Source organism: Mangrovicoccus ximenensis (assembly GCF_003056725.1).
Lineage (GTDB): Bacteria > Pseudomonadota > Alphaproteobacteria > Rhodobacterales > Rhodobacteraceae > Mangrovicoccus > Mangrovicoccus ximenensis.
Genome location: NZ_QBKZ01000001.1, coordinates 250634 through 268405, shown reverse-complemented (window position 1 = coordinate 268405; position 17772 = coordinate 250634). Strand labels below are relative to the sequence as shown.

At 68.5% G+C, this 17772-nt stretch carries 16 protein-coding genes and 3 pseudogenes; 13 read left to right on the top strand and 6 right to left on the bottom strand.

The window, feature by feature from the left end; translation table 11 throughout:
- Positions 1–11: 11 nt before the first annotated feature.
- Both C7T91_RS01635 and C7T91_RS01630 read left to right on the top strand, forming a co-directional pair.
- A complete protein-coding gene (locus tag C7T91_RS01635; protein WP_108257731.1) occupies positions 12–3188 on the top strand; it encodes an efflux RND transporter permease subunit in 3177 nt (1058 codons plus the stop codon).
- Positions 3095–3871: pseudogene (locus C7T91_RS01630) on the top strand (leucyl aminopeptidase family protein); the annotation flags it as partial. The gene C7T91_RS01635 and the pseudogene C7T91_RS01630, both read left to right, overlap by 94 nt.
- An 86-nt stretch (positions 3872–3957) precedes the next feature.
- Here C7T91_RS01630 and C7T91_RS01625 read toward each other — a convergent pair.
- Together C7T91_RS01625 and trhA are read right to left on the bottom strand one after the other, a co-directional pair.
- Positions 3958–4884: pseudogene (locus C7T91_RS01625) on the bottom strand (acyl-CoA dehydrogenase family protein); the annotation flags it as partial.
- On the bottom strand, positions 4803–5465 hold the full coding sequence (gene trhA / locus C7T91_RS01620; protein ID WP_108257729.1) for a PAQR family membrane homeostasis protein TrhA: 663 nt from the start codon (positions 5463–5465) through the stop codon (positions 4803–4805). The pseudogene C7T91_RS01625 and the gene trhA, both read right to left, overlap by 82 nt.
- A 236-nt stretch (positions 5466–5701) precedes the next feature.
- On the opposite strand from trhA, the gene C7T91_RS01610 reads away from it, so the two are divergent.
- The 5 genes from C7T91_RS01610 to C7T91_RS01590 all read left to right on the top strand — a co-directional run bounded on the left by C7T91_RS01610 (position 5702) and on the right by C7T91_RS01590 (position 10569).
- Positions 5702–7264 carry an alpha/beta hydrolase domain-containing protein gene (locus C7T91_RS01610; protein WP_161555683.1) on the top strand — a complete coding sequence of 521 codons (1563 nt, stop codon included), beginning with the start codon at positions 5702–5704 and terminating at the stop codon, positions 7262–7264.
- Positions 7265–7310: 46 nt separating this feature from the next.
- The gene (aspS, locus tag C7T91_RS01605) at positions 7311–9086 is read left to right on the top strand and encodes an aspartate--tRNA ligase (protein ID WP_108257727.1); all 1776 of its coding nucleotides are present in this window, start codon (positions 7311–7313) and stop codon (positions 9084–9086) included.
- 187 nt (positions 9087–9273) lie between these two features.
- The gene (locus C7T91_RS01600) at positions 9274–9609 is read left to right on the top strand and encodes a MerR family transcriptional regulator (RefSeq protein WP_201741935.1); all 336 of its coding nucleotides are present in this window, start codon (positions 9274–9276) and stop codon (positions 9607–9609) included.
- Positions 9610–9708: 99 nt separating this feature from the next.
- Positions 9709–10005: a carboxymuconolactone decarboxylase family protein gene (locus C7T91_RS34470; RefSeq protein WP_330848815.1), complete on the top strand. Its 297-nt coding sequence runs from the start codon at positions 9709–9711 to the stop codon at positions 10003–10005.
- An 87-nt stretch (positions 10006–10092) separates the two neighbouring features.
- Positions 10093–10569, top strand: coding sequence for a GNAT family N-acetyltransferase (locus C7T91_RS01590; RefSeq protein WP_108257726.1), 477 nt, complete (start codon positions 10093–10095; stop codon positions 10567–10569).
- 5 nt (positions 10570–10574) lie between these two features.
- Here the strand turns inward: C7T91_RS01590 and C7T91_RS01585 are convergent, their stop codons facing one another.
- From C7T91_RS01585 to C7T91_RS01570, 4 genes and pseudogenes are all read right to left on the bottom strand, one after another.
- The gene (locus C7T91_RS01585) at positions 10575–11414 is read right to left on the bottom strand and encodes an NgoMIV family type II restriction endonuclease (RefSeq protein ID WP_108257725.1); all 840 of its coding nucleotides are present in this window, start codon (positions 11412–11414) and stop codon (positions 10575–10577) included.
- A gap of 1 nt (position 11415) precedes the next feature.
- A complete protein-coding gene (locus C7T91_RS01580) occupies positions 11416–11598 on the bottom strand; it encodes a DNA cytosine methyltransferase (protein ID WP_236637913.1) in 183 nt (60 codons plus the stop codon).
- Positions 11599–11632: 34 nt separating this feature from the next.
- A pseudogene (locus tag C7T91_RS01575) lies at positions 11633–11761 on the bottom strand (GntR family transcriptional regulator); the annotation flags it as partial.
- Positions 11762–11833: 72 nt separating this feature from the next.
- Positions 11834–12727 (bottom strand): LysR family transcriptional regulator, encoded by an 894-nt coding sequence (locus tag C7T91_RS01570; protein ID WP_108257724.1) that lies wholly within the window; start codon positions 12725–12727, stop codon positions 11834–11836.
- Between the two features lie 129 nt (positions 12728–12856).
- On the opposite strand from C7T91_RS01570, the gene C7T91_RS01565 reads away from it, so the two are divergent.
- The 6 genes from C7T91_RS01565 to C7T91_RS01540 all read left to right on the top strand — a co-directional run bounded on the left by C7T91_RS01565 (position 12857) and on the right by C7T91_RS01540 (position 17768).
- The gene (locus C7T91_RS01565; RefSeq protein ID WP_108257723.1) at positions 12857–13288 is read left to right on the top strand and encodes a cupin domain-containing protein; all 432 of its coding nucleotides are present in this window, start codon (positions 12857–12859) and stop codon (positions 13286–13288) included.
- Positions 13288–14079 carry a cysteine hydrolase family protein gene (locus C7T91_RS01560; protein WP_201741934.1) on the top strand — a complete coding sequence of 264 codons (792 nt, stop codon included), beginning with the start codon at positions 13288–13290 and terminating at the stop codon, positions 14077–14079. The genes C7T91_RS01565 and C7T91_RS01560 overlap by 1 nt, the downstream gene beginning before the upstream one ends.
- Positions 14076–14465, top strand: a complete 390-nt coding sequence (gene hpxZ / locus C7T91_RS01555) for an oxalurate catabolism protein HpxZ (protein WP_108257722.1) — start codon at positions 14076–14078, stop codon at positions 14463–14465. The genes C7T91_RS01560 and hpxZ overlap by 4 nt, the downstream gene beginning before the upstream one ends.
- Entirely contained in the window at positions 14465–15853 is a 1389-nt protein-coding gene (locus C7T91_RS01550) for an FAD-binding oxidoreductase (RefSeq protein ID WP_108257721.1), read from the top strand. Before hpxZ ends, C7T91_RS01550 begins: the two co-directional genes overlap by 1 nt.
- Before the next feature lie 48 nt (positions 15854–15901).
- The gene (locus C7T91_RS01545) at positions 15902–16867 is read left to right on the top strand and encodes an ABC transporter substrate-binding protein (RefSeq protein WP_108257720.1); all 966 of its coding nucleotides are present in this window, start codon (positions 15902–15904) and stop codon (positions 16865–16867) included.
- A gap of 88 nt (positions 16868–16955) precedes the next feature.
- On the top strand, positions 16956–17768 hold the full coding sequence (locus tag C7T91_RS01540) for a creatininase family protein (RefSeq protein ID WP_108257719.1): 813 nt from the start codon (positions 16956–16958) through the stop codon (positions 17766–17768).
- Positions 17769–17772 lie beyond the last annotated feature (4 nt).

Below are 17772 nucleotides of genomic sequence, written 5' to 3'. Positions count from 1 at the left end.
GGAGTGCCGCCATGGCCCGCTTTTTCATTGATCGCCCGATTTTCGCCTGGGTGATCTCGATCATCATCATGGGGATCGGCCTCTTGTCGATCTTCTCGCTGCCGGTCTCGCAATATCCGCAGATCGCGCCGCCCTCGGTGCAGATCCGCGCCACCTATCCCGGCGCCTCGGCCGAGACCGTCGCCAATACCGTCACCCAGGTCATCGAACAGCAGATGACCGGGCTCGACGGCATGCGCTACATGTCCTCCAGCTCGACCTCGGCGGGCTCCTCGCAGATCACCCTGACCTTCGAGACCGGCACCGATCCGGACATCGCCCAGGTCCAGGTGCAGAACAAGCTCAGCCAGGCCACCGCGCTGCTGCCGGAAACGGTGCAGCGCCAGGGCGTCACCGTGCGGAAAAGCTCGGCCGGCTTCCTGATGGTCGTGGGCCTCGTCTCTCCCGACGGGACCTTCGACCAGGCCGACCTGTCGGATTACCTGGTCTCGAACCTCGTCGACGATCTCAGCCGGGTCGAGGGCGTGGGCAACGTGCAGGTCTTCGGCGGCCAGTACGCCATGCGGATCTGGCTCGATCCGGCCAAGCTCGCCGCCTATGAGCTGACGCCGTCGGACGTGGTCCGCGCAGTCTCCGAAGAGAACGCCCAGATCTCGGCCGGCGCCTTCGGCGACCGTCCCGCTCCCGCGGGCCAGATGCTGAACGCCACGATCACGGCCCAGTCGCTGCTGTCGACGCCCGAGGATTTCCGCCAGATCGTGCTGCGCGCCGAAACCGATGGCGGCCTCGTGCTGCTCGACGATGTCGCGCGGGTGGAGATCGGCGCCCAGAACTACTCGACCATCGCGCATTACAACCGCGGCCCGTCTTCGGGCATGGCGATCAGCCTGGCGCCCGGCGCCAACGCGCTCGACACCGCGGCCCGGGTGAAGGAACGCGTCGAGGATTTCGCGTCGTTCTTCCCGGAGGGCATGGAATACGTCATTCCCTTCGACACCACCCCCTTCGTCGAGATCTCGATCCACGAGGTGGTCAAGACGCTGGTCGAGGCGATCATCCTCGTGTTCTTCGTGATGCTCCTCTTCCTGCAGAACCTGCGGGCGACGATCATCCCGACGCTCGCCGTGCCGGTCGTGCTGCTCGGCACGTTCGGGGTGATGGCGGCGCTCGGCTTCTCGATCAACACGCTGACCATGCTCGCCATGGTTCTGGCGATCGGCCTTCTGGTCGACGACGCCATCGTGGTCGTCGAGAACGTCGAGCGGATCATGCACGAAGAGGGCCTCAGCCCGGTCGAGGCGACGCGCAAGTCGATGGACCAGATCACCGGCGCGCTGATCGGCATCGCCATGGTGCTGTCGGCGGTGTTCGTGCCGATGGCCTTCTTCGGCGGCTCCACCGGCGTGATCTACCAGCAGTTCTCTGTCACCATCGTCTCGGCCATGGCGCTGTCGGTGCTGGTCGCGCTGACCCTGACGCCCGCGCTCTGCGCCACCATGCTGAAGAACACCCCGCACAAGAAGAAGGGCTTCTTCGGCCTGTTCAACCGCAGCTTCGACAAGGTGAACAACGGCTATGGCGGCTTCGTCGGCTATCTGGTCAGGCGGCCGCTCCGCGTCGGGATCATCTACCTGCTGATCGGCGCGGGCGTGGTCGCGCTGTTCCAGCGCACGCCCACCGGCTTCCTGCCCGACGAGGACCAGGGCATTCTCTTCACCCTGATCCAGGCGCCCACCGGCGCCACCGCCGAGCGCACCGAGGAGGTCGTCCGCCAGGTCGAGAACTTCTTCCTCGACAGCGAATCCGAGAATGTCGAGGCGATGTTCGGCGTCACCGGATTCTCCTTCGCGGGCCAGGGCCAGAACATGGGCATCGCCTTCGTGCGGCTGAAGGACTGGGAGGACCGCCCGCGCCCGGACCAGAGCGCCCAGGCCATCGCCGGTCGCGCCTTCCCGGCCTTCATGGGCATCCAGGACGCCATGGTCTTCCCGATCGTGCCGCCCTCGGTGATCGAGCTCGGCAACGTCTCGGGCTTCGACTTCTACCTGCAGGCCCGCGGCGGCCAGACGCATGAACAGCTTCTGAACGCCCGCAACCAGCTTCTCGGCATGGCCGGGGAAAGCCCGCTGATCGGCTCGGTGCGGCCCTCGGGTCTCGAGGACGCGGCGCAGTACAATCTCGACATCGACTGGCGCAAGGCCGGGGCGATGGGGATCTCGGCGGCGGATGTCGGCAACCTGCTGAACGTCGCCTGGGCGGGCAGCTACGTGAACGACTTCCTCGACAACGGCCGGATCAAGCGGGTCTATGTCCAGGGCGAGGCCGACTCGCGCTCGGCGCCTTCGGATATCGAGCAGTGGCGGGTCCGCAACGACTCCGGCGGCCTGGTGCCGTTCTCGAACTTCTCGACCGGCAGCTGGACCTACGGGCCGCAGGGCGTCGTGCGCTACAACGGCGTCCCCTCGATGCAGATCCAGGGCTCGCCCGCGCCGGGCATCACCACCGGCGAGGCGATGGCCGAGATGGAGCGGCTCGTCACCCAGCTGCCCGAAGGCTACAACCTTGCCTGGACCGGCCTGTCGCTGGAGGAAGTCGAATCCGGCAGCCAGGCGCCGATGCTCTACGCGCTGTCGCTGGCGGCGGTGTTCCTGTCGCTCGCCGCGCTCTACGAAAGCTGGTCGATCCCCTTCGCGGTGATGCTGGCCATGCCGATCGGCGTGCTCGGCGCGCTGACCGGCGCCTGGGTCGGCGGCTTCGAGAACGGCGTGTTCTTCCAGGTCGGCCTGCTGACCGTGATCGGCCTCACCGGCAAGAACGCGATCATGATCGTGGAATTCGCCCGGGAACGGTTCGAGGACGGCGAGCCGCTCTTCGAGGCGGTGCGCGAGGCCGCGAAGCAACGGTTCCGCCCGATCATCATGACCTCGATGGCCTTCTCGCTCGGCGTGCTGCCGCTGGTGCTGTCGACCGGCGCGGGCTCCGGCGGGCGGACCGCGATCGGCTCGGGCGTGCTCGGCGGCACGATCTCGGCCACGGTGCTCGGCGTGCTCTTCGTGCCGGTCTTCTTCGTGGTCGTCGCGCGCCTGACGCGGCGATGGGCGCCTGGAAGATCGCCACGCCGCTCGATGCCGAAGAGCGCGACGAAGCGGCGCTGGCCTGGCTTCTGGCAGGCTACAGCCACACGCTGAAATCCGGTGCCGAGCCGCCGAAAATGCCGTCGCTGGTGCCGCCCGAGGGCGTCGATGCCGCGCGGATCGCGGCGATTGCCGCCGGCGAATGCCTGACCCGGCAGCTGATCAACACGCCTGCGAACCTGATGGGCCCGGCCGAGCTGCAGGCGGCGGCCGAGGCGCTGGCGGTCGAGCATGGCGCCTCGATCGAAGTGATCGACGGCGACACCCTGCTGGAGCGAAACTTCCCGATGATCCATGCGGTCGGGCGCGCCTCGGACCGCAGCCCGCGGCTGATCGACATCCGCTGGGGCGGCTCCGGTCCGTCGCTGACGCTCGTGGGCAAGGGCATCGTCTTCGACACCGGCGGGCTCGACCTGAAGCCGTCCTCCTCGATGGCGCTGATGAAGAAGGACATGGGCGGGGCGGCGACGGTGCTGGGGCTGGCCCACATGATCATGGCTTCGGTCCTTCCGGTGCGGCTGCGGGTGCTCCTGCCGGTGGCCGAGAACGCGGTGGCCGGATCGGCCTTCCGCCCGGGCGACGTGCTGACCTCGCGCGCCGGGCTGACGGTGGAGATCAACAACACCGATGCCGAGGGGCGGCTGGTCCTCGCCGATGCGCTGGCCTATGGCGGCGAGGAAAGCCCCGACCTGATGGTGTCGATGGCGACGCTGACCGGCGCGGCGCGGGTCGCGGTCGGCCCGGATCTCGCGCCGTTCTACACGGGCTCCGACAGCCTCGCGGCGGCGCTGTCGGCGGTGATCGCCGCCTGCCCCGGCTCGGGCGTCGGTCCCTGCCGCCGCTCCGCTGCATGGGCGGCCGCCTTCTGGAGCGCCGCCTCCGCAACGCCGATCCCCTGCATGGCGACGCCCAGCCGCGCATTGTTCATCATGGTGAACATCGCCGCCATGCCCTTGTGCGGCGCGCCGACCAGCCAGCCGGTGGCGCCCTCGAACTGCAGCACCGCCGTGGGCGAGCCATGCAGCCCGAGCTTGTGCTCGAGGCTGACCGTCTCCACCGCGTTCGGCGCATCGGGGCGGCCATCGGCACCGGGCAGGAGCTTCGGCACCAGGAACAGGCTGATCCCCTTCGTCCCCGGCGCCGCCTCCGGCAGCCGCGCCAGCACCAGATGGCAGATGTTCTCGGCCATGGCGTGATCGCCCCAGGTGATGAAGATCTTCTGCCCGGTGATGCGGTAGCTGCCATCCTCCGCCGGCTCCGCCCGCGTGGCGAGCGCCCCGACATCCGAGCCGGCCTGCGGCTCGGTCAGGCACATCGTGCCGGTCCAGGCCCCCGAAACCAGCTTCGGCAGATAGGCCGCCTTCAGCGCATCGGAGGCGTGATGCTCCAGCGCGTCGATCTGGCCCTGGCTCAGGAGCGGGCAGAGCTGCAGCGCAAGGCAGGCGCCCGACATCATCTCCTGGACCGCCATGGCCAGCGTCACCGGCAGCCCCATGCCGCCCTGTCCGGGCGCCGCCGTCATGCCGACCCAGCCGCCCTCCGCGATCGCCCGGTAGCCTTCGGCGAAACCAGGCGGCGTGACGACCCGGCCCTCCTCCAGCCGCGCCGGAGGGCGGTGGTCTCGCTGCCCGCGCTGCGCCGGGGCGGCAAGGCCGCATCGCTGCCCGCCTAGGCCGAAGGCGCGGCCGCAAGCATCTGCAGCACGGCGGCGAAATAGAGCACGCTGCCGACCAGCACGAAGACGTGCCAGATGGTGGTGTGGAAGGCGAGCCTTTCCCAGAGATGGAAGGCCACGCCGGCGGTATAGACCAGCCCGCCGGCGATCATCAGCCCCGGCACCGGGGCCGGTAGCCCCGCCAGCAGGCCGCCCCCGGCCAGCACCGCTGCCCAGCCCATGGCGAGGTAGAGCCCCAGCCCGAACCAGCGGAACCGGTGGGGCGCGGCGATCTTCAGCACGGTGCCGAGCGTCGCCGAGCCCCAGAGCCCGGCCAGCAGTCCGGTCGCGGGCACCCCCGAAATCAGCACGAAGGGCGTGTAGGTGCCCGCGATCTTGACGTAGATCGCCGAATGGTCGAGCCGCCGCAGCAGCCCGCCCCAGCGCTTGCTGTCGATCATGTTGTAGAGCGCCGAGCAGGTCAGCATCAGGATCAGCGCCCCGCCATAGACCGCCGCGCCGGCCAGCGCGGCGGGCTCCGCGCCGCGCAGCACCGCCAGGCCGATCAGCAGGGGAACCCCGGCCAGCGCCAGGACGACGCCGGCGACATGCACGATGCCGTCGCTGATCCGCTCGGCACGGCTATAGGCGCGGTGGCTCTGGCCTGCGGTGGACATGGCCCCAGTCTGCGCCCGCCCAGGCCGTCCGCCAAGCAGAATCCCTGTTTTCCGGCGTGCCGTCTTTCCAGCGTCCCGCCGAGATACAACCTATAGGGTATTGTATACAAGAAGGTTGACCTGAAAAACATGTTCCGGCTAGATCTAGGGGCACGCCGCCCGGCAGGGCGGCCGCACGCGAGAGGCCGGAGAACGGTCCGGAGCGGAGAAACCGCGTCCCTGAAGGAGGAGACACCATGAAACGACCAGCCCTGCTGGCCGGCACGGCCCTGCTGGCCCTGGCCCCGGCAATCGCATCCGCGGAAGTCACGGATTTCCGGATCCTGGCGGCCGCCCCGGCCTTCGACGGCCGGGAGTTCGGCGCCGCGGGCAGCTACGAACGCATCGACGCGCTGGCGACGATCACCATCGACCCCGCATCCGAACGCGCCGCGGGCATCGTCCATATCGGCGACGTGCCGCTGAACGATGACGGCCTGGTCGAGTTCCGCAGCGAGGTTTCGATCCTGCGGCCGACCGGCACCGGCTCGGGCATGCTGTTCTACGAGGTCGCCAACCGCGGCCGGAACCTGTCCTTCATGGGGCTGAACCTGTCGCCCGCGGGCAAGGGCTTCGACATCGGCCAGCCGGGCGACGGCTTCCTGATGGAGCGCGGCCACACCCTGGTCTGGAGCGGCTGGCAGACCCATCTGGGCGGGGACCTGCTCCAGCTCGACCTGCCGGTCGCCGAGGGCGTCACCGGCCTGTCGCGCGAGCAGGCGATCTTCGATGACGGCGCGGCGGACGGACAGATCAAGCTGACCTATCCGGCGGCGGACATGGATCCGGCGAAGGCGACCCTGACCGTCCGCGCGACGGCGCAGGCCGCGCCGGAAACGCCGGAGGGGCTGGGCTTCCGCTACGTCGACGACACGACCGTCGAGATCAGCCGCCCCGAGGGCTTCGACGGCGGCGCGATCTACGACTTCACCTATCCGGCCACGGAGGCGGTTCCGGCGGGGCTCGGCTTCGTGGCGACCGCCGATGTGGTGTCCTTCCTGCGCGGCAGCCCTGGCCATGATGCGGAGCCCCCCTTCGGTCCGGCCGAGCACGCGCTCGGGATCGGCATCTCGCAATCCGGGCGCTTCCTGCGCGATTTCCTCTACCAGGGCTTCAACGCGGATGGCACGGGCGCACAGGTCTTCGACGGGATGATCGCCCATATCGCCGGCTCGCGGAAGACCTTCGCCAACTATCCCTTCGCGCTCGCCGGGCGCTATTCGCGCCAGCACGAGGATCACGACTATCCCGGCGACCAGTTCCCGTTCTCCTATGCCGAGGCCACCGACCCGCTGACCGGCCGGACCGGCAGCATCCTGGAGGCCTGCGAGGCGACGGACACCTGCCCCAAGCTGATGCATGTCGATACCGATACCGAGTTCTGGCAGGGCCGCTCCGCGCTGGTTTCGACCGCGCCCGACGGCACGCCGCTGGAGATGCCGCAGGACGTGCGGCTCTACTACCTGGCCGGGGCGCCGCATTTCAACGCCTGGGGCGGAGCGCCGTCGGAGACCGCGACCTGCGTCTATCCGAAGAACCCGCTGAGCGCGGCGCCGGTGCTGCGGGCGCTCGAAGTCGCGCTCGAGGACTGGGTGCGCGACGGCACCGCGCCGCCCGACAGCGTCTTCCCGGGGGCGCGGACCTCCGGTGCAGGGCGCGGGATTGCCGCCCCTGCCGCGCGGTCCAAAGCGCTGCCGGGCGATGCCGCGGGGGCGCTGCGCAACGGGCAAGGCTTGACACCGGGGCGCTGGCGGGCTTGAACGCCGCGAACCCAGAATTCCTGCCTCCAATCCGCCCGAGGATCACATGCACGCCTTTCGCAGCCATACCTGTGCCGCCCTGACCTCTGCCGAGGTCGGTCAGACCGTTCGTCTTGCCGGGTGGGTGCACCGGGTGCGCGACCATGGCGGCATCCTCTTCATCGACCTGCGCGACCATTACGGCATGACCCAGGTCCTTGCCGACCCGGACAGCCCCGCGTTCAAGGATGTCGAGAAAGTCCGCTCGGAATGGTGCATCCGCATCGACGGCACCGTGAAGGCGCGCGATCCCGAGCTGGTCAACCCGAAGATCCCGACCGGCGAGATCGAGGTCTTCGTCCGTGATCTCGAGGTGCTCGGCGCCGCCGAGGAACTGCCGCTGATGGTCTTCGGCGAGCAGGAGTACCCCGAAGAGACCCGGCTGAAATACCGCTATCTCGACCTGCGCCGCGAGAAGATGCAGGACAACATGAAGCTGCGCTCCGACGTTGTCGCCTCGATGCGCCGCCGCATGTGGGACAAGGGCTTCCGCGAGCACCAGACGCCGATCATCACCGCGTCGTCGCCGGAAGGCGCGCGCGACTTCCTGGTGCCGTCGCGCCTGCATCCGGGCAAGTTCTACGCGCTGCCGCAGGCGCCGCAGCAGTTCAAGCAGCTGCTGATGGTTTCGGGCTTCGACAAGTACTTCCAGATCGCGCCCTGCTTCCGCGACGAGGACCCGCGCGCCGACCGCTCGCCCACCGATTTCTACCAGCTCGACATGGAGATGTCCTTCGTCGAGCAGCAGGACGTGTTCGACACGATCCAGCCGGTGATCCAGGGCGTTTTCGAGGAATTCGGCGGCGGCCGCGCGGTCGACAGCGAGTGGCCGCAGATCGGCTACCGCGACGCGATGAAATGGTACGGCACCGACAAGCCGGACCTGCGCTGCCCGATCAAGATGCAGGACGTCTCCGAGCATTTCCGCGGCTCGGGCTTCGCGATCTTCGCCAAGCTGCTGGAGCAGGACGGCACCGAGATCCGCGCGATCCCGGCGCCGAAGGGCGGCAGCCGCAAGTTCTGCGACCGGATGAACGCCTTTGCCCAGAAGGAAGGCCTGCCGGGCATGGGCTACATCTTCTGGCGCGAAGCGAATGGCGCGATGGAGGCCGCGGGCCCGCTTGCCAAGAACATCGGTCCCGAGCGCACCGAGGCGATCCGCCAGCAGCTGGACCTGGGCATCGGCGACGCGGCCTTCTTCCTCGGCGGCAAGCCGGAGAGCTTCGTCAAGGTCGCGGGCAAGGCCCGCACCGTGATCGGCGAGGAGCTTGGCCTGACCGACATGGAGCGCTTTGCCTTTGCCTGGATCGTCGACTTTCCGGTCTACGAGAAGGACGAGGAAACCGGCAAGATCGACTTCGAGCACAACCCCTTCTCGATGCCGCAGGGCGGGATGGAGGCGCTGGAGGGCAATCCGCTCGACGTGCTCGGCTACCAGTACGACCTCGCGTGCAACGGCTACGAGCTGGTCTCGGGCGCGATCCGGAACCACAAGCCGGAGATCATGTTCAAGGCCTTCGAAATCGCCGGCTACGGCGAGGATGAAGTCCGCAAGCGCTTCGGCGGCATGGTCAACGCCTTCCGCTTCGGCGCCCCGCCCCACGGCGGCTGCGCGGCGGGGATCGACCGGATCGTCATGCTGCTGGCCGACGAGCAGAACATCCGCGAGGTGATGCTGTTCCCGATGAACCAGCGCGCCGAGGACGTGATGATGGGCGCCCCGAACGAGCCCACCAACGAGCAGCTGCGCGAGCTGAACATCCGGGTCGTGCCGCAGGAGTGATCCCGCACGGCACCGCGCGTCAAAGGCCCCCTCGGGGGCCTTTTTCATGTCCGCGTCCCGTCGGCGGCCCTTGATTTGGAGCGCGCTCGCCTCCCCAGGGCCGGCGGCGTCTCGATGGCAAGCAGGGCAAGATGAAGATCGGCGAGCGTGCGGAGCGCACCGGCCTGTCGGCCCATGCCATCCGCCATTGCGAGCGGATCGCGATGCGGGCAGCTGGCGCGACTGCGATGAGACGATCCTCGTCTGGATCGCCTGCCTCGACCGGCTGAAGATCACCGGCATGCCGATCCGCGAAATGCTGCGCCATGCGCGGCTCCGCGCCGAGGGGGACCATGCCGGTACCGAGCAGCGCGCGCTCCCGGAGCGGTACTGCGGCAGGGGGCGTGCGCATCTGGCCGATCCTCGGGCCAGCCTTGTCGTCCTCGACGCCAAGATCGGCAGCTATGCCGCAACGGAGCAAGGGACGCAGAACCATGGCCATGCAAACGGAAACCCGGCTGGAGCGCGGCGGCCGCGCGCCTGACGCGATCAACGGCGCAGCCGGGGAGAAGGTGATCGCGGCACTCGAGGGTATCGCGCCGGATTTCGCCGGCTCTCTCTCTTCGAGTTTCCCTTCGGCGACATCCAGTCCCGCCCGGGCCGGCCGCTGCGCCGCCGGGAGATCACCCCCATTGCCGCGCTGGCCGCGATGGGGACGGCGCAGCCGCAGTGGAAGGTGCATGTCGAGGCCGGGCTGAATGGCGGGCTGACCCCCGGGGAGATTACCGGGATCCCGATGCAGATGGCGGTCCATGCCGGGTTTCCGGCAGCGTTGAACGGGCGCTTCGCCGCCGGGAGGTCTTCGCCGCGCGGGATGCGGCGTCGGCTGCGGTCTGACACAATCGGCCCGTCCGGCTCCGGGCGGATCACGTCGCGGTGAGATTGACGTCGCACGGCGCGTTCCGGCTGGTCAGGCGCGCCTTGCGGCGGCATCCGGGGCGGGCTGCCGGAACGGGAGGTTCTCCGCATGCCCGAAATCGCCTTTGCCAGATTGCCCGAGATCGCGCCTGCCGAGATCGCCGCCCATATGTCCGATCCGCGGCTGGCCGAGCACATGCCGCTGCTGGCCGGGACCGGGGCCTGGGACGCGGCGGCGGCGATGCGCTTCGTCGCCGCCAAGGAGGCGTGCTGGCAGCGCGACGGACTGGGGCACTGGGCCTTCGTCGCCGATGGCCGCTATGCCGGCTGGGGCGGCTTCCAGAAGGAGGGCAGCGAGTGGGATTTCGGCCTGGTGCTGCGTCCCGCGCAATTCGGGCTCGGCCTGCCGATCACGCGCAGGGCGCTGGCCTTCGCCGCCGCCGATCCGCGCATTCCCTTCGTCACCTTCCTTCTGCCGCCCTCGCGCCGGCACCTGGGTGCGCTGCGCAGGCTCGGTGCCCGGCCGCTCGGCGAGGCGGAGAATGGCGGCGCGCGCTTCCTGAAGTTCCGGCTGGAGACCGCCTGAGCGGCTCAGGCCACCAGATCGAGCGGCAGGTCGGAGATGTCCTTCAGACGCTTGCCCTCGACCATCATGTCGAGCGTGTCGAGATAGCCCTCGTCATGGGTGTCCTCGAGCGTGGCGCGCAGCTCCGGCAGGGCGAAATGGTAGACGCAGTCGATATCGCCTGTGCCGAGCGCCAGCGACGCGATGCGCGAGGGCAGCGGCTCTCCGGTGACGACCGCGATATGCGGCAGGCGGCCCTTGCGGTTCCTCACCAGGTTCAGTCCCTCGGAGCGCGCGTTCTGCGCCCGGTCCGAGCGCAGCGTCCATTTGCAGCTGATCGAGGCATGGAGCAGGTCCAAAGGCTGTGCCCAGGCCCGGATCGAGGCGTAGCGGGCGACGCTCTGGTCGACCAGCTCCTCTTCGGCATTGATCACCCGGTCGGATTCTGGACGCCGGGCGATGACGATGTCGGGCTTGATCAGGTAGTCCGAGCCGAGCGCCGTGGCGATGTCGCGGTTCGAGCGGGCGATCGCCTCCAGTTCGTCGAGATGGGCGTATTGCTCGAAGCGCGCGATGGCGCCGCCCTTGGCGATCTCGAAGCGGCCGGGGCGCAGATGCGAGAGGCGCGGCAGGATGTCGTCGAGGAAGGCGGCGCAGAGCGTCTCGAAATTCGCCCCCGCGGTCTGGCCGGGCAGCTTCACCGCGGTGCGCGACGGGCCCAGCCGCTCCAGGATGCCCTGGGCGATCCGCTTGCTCGGCGCCGAGGAGCTGTCGGCATTCGAGGGAATGCCGCGCTCCGACACGGTCAGCGGACCGGCAAGAAGCGCCGCGTGGAACGCGGTGCGCGCCTGGGCCAGGACGGCCATGTCAGGCGATCAGGATGCTGGTGCGGATCAGCGCCTCGGCGATGCGGCGGCCCACCGCGGCCGAGACCGGCGGCGGAAAGGCATTGCCGACCTGGCGGTAGGCGGGGGTCTTGCGGCCGACGAAGGTCCAGTCGTCGGGGAAGCCCTGGACGCGCGCCACCATCGGCACGGTCAGCCGCGGCATGCCGTTGAAGCCGGTGCTGCAGCGCCTCGCGCACCGGCGTGCGCGACACGCCGAATTCCTCCGCCAGCGCGGTCTCGGCCAGAGGCGTGCCGGGCGGCAGGGCGCCCCCGGCGATCCGCGCGATCAGCGCGGCATGGATCTTTGCGGCGGACCCTTCGGACATGGCGGCGCTCCCGTTTGCCGCGCAATATGTATACATGTCGCCATCACATGTACACTGCCAAATGCGATCCGGCTACTTCCCCGCCAGCATCGGCTTCAGGGTCTCGAGATAGACATTGGCCATCGCATTGGCATAGCGCTCGGAGCCGACGACCATCAGCTTCTGGGTGCGGTCGGCGAATTCCTGGATCGGCACCAGCACCAGCGTGCCCGCCGCCGCCTCGCGCTCGATGTCGAACCGGGTCAGAAAGCTGATCCCGTCGCTGCCCGCCGCCATCACCCGCATCACCTCTATCGAATTGGTTTCCGCCAGGATTTCCGGGCTGCCGCGCAGCGGCGCCAGCGCCCGGTCGAGATAGGGGCGGATCACCATCGACGCGTCGGCAAGGATCAGCGGATACGCGATGCAGTCGCTCAGGCGCAGGCTGGAACGCGCCGCCAGCGGGTGGCCCGCCGCCATCACCGCGCCGAGCTGCGCCAGCGAGGTGACATGGATTCTCAGCCCGAAGCGTTCTGGAAAATCGAAGCCAATTCCGAAATCGGCGTCTCCTGAGGCAACGGCCTCCATGATCGCCTCTCCGGTAGGCAGAAGCTGAACCTTCATCGAGACCCGCGGATTCGCCTTCCGGAACGCGGCAAGGCTGCGCGGGATCACGTTTCCGGCCAGGCCGCTCATGATCGCCAGCGACACCTCGCCCCGGCGCAGCCCCTTCAGGTCCTCGATCTGGGCCAGGGTGCGGCTCTCTTCGCGCAGGGTTTCGCGGACATGCACCATCAGCAGCTCGCCCGCCGCCGTGAGGGTCATGTCCCTGGCACCCCTATGGAAAATCGGTGCGCCGACCTGTTCCTCGAGGGTCTTGATCTGGCGGCTGATGGCCGAGGGCGCGACGTGGAGCTTTTCCGAGGCGGCCCGGATCGAGCCCGAGCGGACCACCTCGTCGAGATAACGCAGGATGCGTGCATGCATGGGAGGGTATTGCCGTAATTGGAACGTTCCAATGCAAAATTGATGCTTTTAACTCACCCGTCAATCGTCTTCCTTGGAAAACAAGAAGCGCGGCCGACCGCGCAGCAGACGACCAACGGAGCAGAACGGATGCAGAAATCCTTTACCTATGAGCAACTTCGAAAGGCCGAGGTGTTCCGGATCGCTCCGACGGACACCAATTATTTCGCGATCCTCTTCGACCCGGCGAATTCCGCGACCGACGCCATCTTCGTGATCGAGATCTTCAATGTCGACGGCGCCACCCCGCCGAACAGCCATTCCGACGCGCATGAATTCTTCTATGTGCTGCATGGCGAGGGCATTGCCTCCTCGGATGGCGACGAGCTGCCGATCTCGAAGGGCGACGCGCTGCTCCTCGAGCCGGGCTCCGTCCATGTCGTGAAGAACACCGGCAAGACCAAGCTCTACACCCTGACGGTGATGGTGCCGAACCAGGACTTCTCGCAGCTGATCCGCTCGGGCGAGCGGGTCGCGCTCGACGAGGAGGACCTCGCCATCCTGGCCGGGCAGGCCGCGTGATGGACGGCATGACGGACCGCGACCTGCTCCCGCTCGGCGCCTATCCGCGCAATGCCTGGTCGGTCAGCGCCGCCGAGGTCAGCCTCGTGCGGGCCCGCGACCGCGCCCGTCCGGTGACCCTGTCGGACCGCGGCCGCAAGGTCGTGATCGACGCGCGCCGCACCGCGATCATCGTCGTCGACATGCAGAACGACTTCTGCCACCCCGACGGCTGGCTGGCCTCGATCGGCGTCGACGTCACCCCCTGCCGCGCGCCGATCGCGCCGCTGCGGGCGCTGCTGCCGACCCTGCGCGCCCATGACCTGCCGGTGATCTGGCTGAACTGGGGCAACCGTCCCGACCGCGCCAACCTGCCGCCCTCGGTGCTGCATGTCTACGATCCGGACGGGCGCTCGACCGGCATCGGCAAGCCGCTTCCCGGCAATGGCGCGCATGTGCTCGAGGAAGGCAGCTGGGCCGCCGCGGTGGTCGACGAGCTGGCGCCCGAGCCGGGCGACATCTCGGTCTCGAAATACCGCATGACCGGCTTCCAGGACACCGAACTGGAAACGATCCTGCGCAATCTCGACGTCACCACCGTGCTCTTCGCCGGCGTGAACGCGGACCAATGCGTGCTCAACACCCTGACCGACGCGGTCGCCAAGGGCTTCGACGCGGTGCTGCTGGAGGACTGCTCGGCGACCTCCTCGCCGGAGTTCTGCATGGAGGCGACGCTCTACAACGTGCGCCAATGCTACGGCTTCGTCTGCGACGGCGCCGGGCTGAAGGCGGAACTGGAGGCCGAGGCATGATCCCCGCGCTGAACCTGCCGGGCCCGCTGGCCGAACTGACCGCGGCCTGCGACGCCTACGAGGCGGCGCTGATGTCGAACGATCTCGAGGCGATGGATGCGCTTTTCTGGGAAAGCCCGCTGACGCTGCGCTACGGCGTGGGCGAGAATCTCTACGGCATCGACGAGATCCGCGACTTCCGCAAGGCGCGGCCCGGCGGCAGCCCGCAGCGCGAGGTGATCCGCCGCGAGATCGTCACCTATGGCGAGGCGATGGGCACCTGCAACCTGGAGTTCCGCCGCGTCGGCGGCACGAAGACCGGGCGGCAGAGCCAGACCTGGCTGAAGACGCCCGGGGGCTGGAAGGTCGTCGCCGCGCATGTCTCGCTGATGGCGGAGACCCACTGATGGCCCTCGACGCCTTCCTTGCCGCGCTGGGGCCGGTCGAGGCCACCACCGAACCGAAGCTGGTCAAGGCGAAAAGCCGCGACTGGCACTTCATCTCGCCGCTGCTGACCAAGACGCTGGACGGGCTCGTCGCCGAGGCCGTCGTTACGCCGAAAACCGCCGAAGAGGTCCGCGCCGTCGCGGCCGCCGCCTATGCCCATGACGTCGCGCTGACGCCGCGCGGCACCGGCACGGCGAATTACGGCCAGTCGGTGCCGCTGCATGGCGGGGCGATGCTCGACCTGTCGAAGCTCTCGGGCGTGATCGAAGTCGGCAGCGGCTTCATCCGCGCCTATGCCGGCACCCGCATCGCCGATCTGGAGGCCGCCGCCGCCGCCAGCGGGCAGGAGCTGCGCTTTTTCCCGACGACGAAGAAGCAGGCCACCATCGGCGGATTCGTCACCGGCGGGACCGGCGGCGTCGGGTCGATCAATTACGGCGTGCTGCGCGATCACGGCAATGTCCGTTCCGCCCGCGTCGTCACGGTCGAGGAAACCCCGCGCGAGATCGAGCTTTCCGGCATGGAAACCCGGATCGTCCAGCACAGCTACGGCACGCTCGGCATCGTCACCGAAGTGGAGATGCCGCTGGCGCCGCTGCGCGACTGGGAGGAATGCCTGGTCGCCCTGCCCGACTATCCGTCAGCCGTGCGCCTCGCCGTCGCCATCGGCAAGGAGCCGGGGCTGGAGAAGAAGCTGGCCTCGGCCTATGAATGGCCGGTCGGCGAGTGGCTGAAGCCCTTCGCGCCCTTCGTGCCGGAAGGCCAGTCCATCGTCATCGCGATGATCGAGGCCGCCTCGATGCCGCTCTTCCGCGAGATGGTGGCGGAGGCAGGCGGCGCCATCGTCGCGGGCGGGCCCGAGGGGCAGGCGCCCTACGGACGCCCGATCTGGGAATTCGCCTTCGGCCACACCACGCTCCAGGCGCAGAAGACCCGCCCCGACATCACCGAGATCGAGGGCTTCTTCTCGGCGCCCGACCTCGCCGCCCGCATCCTCGACGTGCATGGCGCGATCAAGGCCTCGGGCCCGATGCGGATCGAGATCCGCCGCTGGGGCGGCGAGCTGGTCGGCTCGGGTTCGACCTTCGTCACCTTCACCGACGAGACGGCAGTGAACGCGGTCGTCACCGCGATGCGCGCCATGGGGCTGAAGGTCGCCAACCCGCATGCCTCGAACGTGCGCGGCGTCGGCAAGAAGACCATCGGCCCGGCCGAGATCGCCTTCAAGCGTGAGGTCGATCCCAAGGGCCTGCTGAACCCGGGCCGGTTCGAGGCCGAGGGCTCCGCCGACACCGTGATCGACCGCCATCTCGACACAGACGGCTGGCTCGACCGCCAGCCCGGCTGAACAACACGGCCCGCAAAGGGCGACAAACGACCGACAGGAGAGACATTCATGATGAAGACCGTTTCCGCCGCGCTGCTTGCCGCTCTGGCCGGCAGCACCGCAATGGCCCAGGACCTGGTGCCGATGACCTTCCAGATGAGCTGGAAGGCGCAGGCCGAACAGGGCGGCTACTGGCTGGCCGCCGCCGAGGGCTATTACGAGGAGTGCGGCCTCGACGTCACCGTCCGCTCGGGCGGGCCGGGCATCGACACCACGCAGCTTCTGGTCACCGGCGCGGTCGAGGCGATCCTCGTCAGCCAGAATGACGGCGCGATGCGGATGAACCAGGCGGGCTTCGCGTCCAAGGCCGTCATGGCCGGCTTCCAGAAGCTGCCGACCATCCTGCTCTATCACGAGGAAGCCGGGATCTCCGAACCCGCCGACATGGCCGGCAAGCCGATCATGCTGAGCCAGGGCAACCGCCAGACCTTCTGGCCGTTCATGAAGGACCAGTGGGGCCTGACCGACGACCAGCTGCGCAGCTATAACGGCCAGATCGCGGTCTGGATGCAGAACAAGGACTCGATCCAGCAGGGCATCGTCACCAACGAACCCTTCCGCATCAAGGAGCAGGCCGGCTTCGACCCGTCCTTCTTCCTGCTCGCCGATCACGGCTATGATCCCTACACCTCGGTCGTCGTCGTGCCGCAGGCGCTGATCGACGGCCATCCCGAGCAGGTGCAGTGCCTAGTCTCCGCCTCGGTCAAGGGCTGGACCGAGTTCATGGCCGATCCCGAGGCGGGCTTCGCCGCGGTGCAGGCCGAGAACCCGGAGAACTCCGACGAGCTGATGGCCTATTCCTACGGCGTGATGAAGGATCTGGGCCTGGTCGAGAACGAGGACACCGCCGCCCATGGCATCGGCGCGATGACCGATGCGCGCTGGAAGGCCCATTTCGACGCGCTGGTCGAATACGGCCTCTTCCCGGCGGAGTTCGACTACGCCTCCGCCTACACGCTCGAGTTCCTGGACTGACCGCGTCCCCTCTCTTCCGCGGACAGTCCTTGCTGCCGGGGCGGCGCCCCTTCCGTCCCGGCAGCCCCTTGATACAGAAAGACCTCCCATGACGCTGAAATCTCACTGGTGGACCGATCTCACCGCGCTCGACTTCAAGACCCTCGACATGTCGGACATGGTCGCCGTCTTCCCGGTCGGCGCGACCGAGCAGCACGGCCCGCACCTGCCGGTGAAGGTCGACTATTCCATCGCCCAGGCGGTCTGCGAAAGCGCCGTCGCCAAGATGGACCCGGATTTCCCGGCCCTCGTCCTGCCGGTCAGCGCCGTGGGCAAGTCCGACGAGCATCTCGCCTATCCCGGCACGCTGACCATTCCCGGCCCGCTGCTGGCCGAGTACTGGTTCGAGATCGCCAAATCCGTGCACCGCGCCGGCTGCCGCCGCATCCTGTTCCTCAACGCCCATGGCGGCCAGCCGCAGGTGATGGAGATGGTCTGCCGCCGCCTGCGCATCGAGCTCGGCATGTTCGCCGTCTCCTCGATGTGGTCGCGCTTCACCGACATGTCCGACCAGTTCTCGGACTTCGAGCGCCGCCACGGCATCCATGCCGGCGAGGTGGAAACCAGCGTCATGCTGCATCTCTTCCCCGACCTGATCGACATGCAGCACGCCCGCAATTTCGAACCGCTCTCGATCGCGCTCGAGCAGAAGGGCGGCATGCTGACCCCCGAAGGCGCGGTCGGCTTCGGCTGGCAGGCGCAGGACCTGCATCCCTCGGGCGCGGCCGGCGACGCGGCCTCGGCAGATGCCGAACGCGGCGGGATCGTGTTCGAGCGCGCCGTCGACGGGCTGATCAAGCTCATCGGCGAAATCTCGGCCTTCGATCTCGGCGAACTGGAAAAATCGCCCTCCTACGCGTGAGGCA

Bases quoted from the DNA above. Each gene is read 5' to 3' on its own strand.
- C7T91_RS01635 (WP_108257731.1), top strand. From the start codon at position 12: ATGGCCCGCTTTTTCATTGATCGCCCGATTTTCGCCTGGGTGATCTCG.
- trhA (WP_108257729.1), bottom strand. From the start codon at position 5,465: ATGTCCACCGCAGGCCAGAGCCACCGCGCCTATAGCCGTGCCGAGCGG.
- C7T91_RS01610 (WP_161555683.1), top strand. From the start codon at position 5,702: ATGAAACGACCAGCCCTGCTGGCCGGCACGGCCCTGCTGGCCCTGGCC.
- aspS (WP_108257727.1), top strand. From the start codon at position 7,311: ATGCACGCCTTTCGCAGCCATACCTGTGCCGCCCTGACCTCTGCCGAG.
- C7T91_RS01590 (WP_108257726.1), top strand. From the start codon at position 10,093: ATGCCCGAAATCGCCTTTGCCAGATTGCCCGAGATCGCGCCTGCCGAG.
- C7T91_RS01585 (WP_108257725.1), bottom strand. From the start codon at position 11,414: ATGGCCGTCCTGGCCCAGGCGCGCACCGCGTTCCACGCGGCGCTTCTT.
- C7T91_RS01580 (WP_236637913.1), bottom strand. From the start codon at position 11,598: ATGCCGCGGCTGACCGTGCCGATGGTGGCGCGCGTCCAGGGCTTCCCC.
- C7T91_RS01570 (WP_108257724.1), bottom strand. From the start codon at position 12,727: ATGCATGCACGCATCCTGCGTTATCTCGACGAGGTGGTCCGCTCGGGC.
- C7T91_RS01565 (WP_108257723.1), top strand. From the start codon at position 12,857: ATGCAGAAATCCTTTACCTATGAGCAACTTCGAAAGGCCGAGGTGTTC.
- C7T91_RS01560 (WP_201741934.1), top strand. From the start codon at position 13,288: ATGGACGGCATGACGGACCGCGACCTGCTCCCGCTCGGCGCCTATCCG.
- hpxZ (WP_108257722.1), top strand. From the start codon at position 14,076: ATGATCCCCGCGCTGAACCTGCCGGGCCCGCTGGCCGAACTGACCGCG.
- C7T91_RS01550 (WP_108257721.1), top strand. From the start codon at position 14,465: ATGGCCCTCGACGCCTTCCTTGCCGCGCTGGGGCCGGTCGAGGCCACC.
- C7T91_RS01545 (WP_108257720.1), top strand. From the start codon at position 15,902: ATGATGAAGACCGTTTCCGCCGCGCTGCTTGCCGCTCTGGCCGGCAGC.
- C7T91_RS01540 (WP_108257719.1), top strand. From the start codon at position 16,956: ATGACGCTGAAATCTCACTGGTGGACCGATCTCACCGCGCTCGACTTC.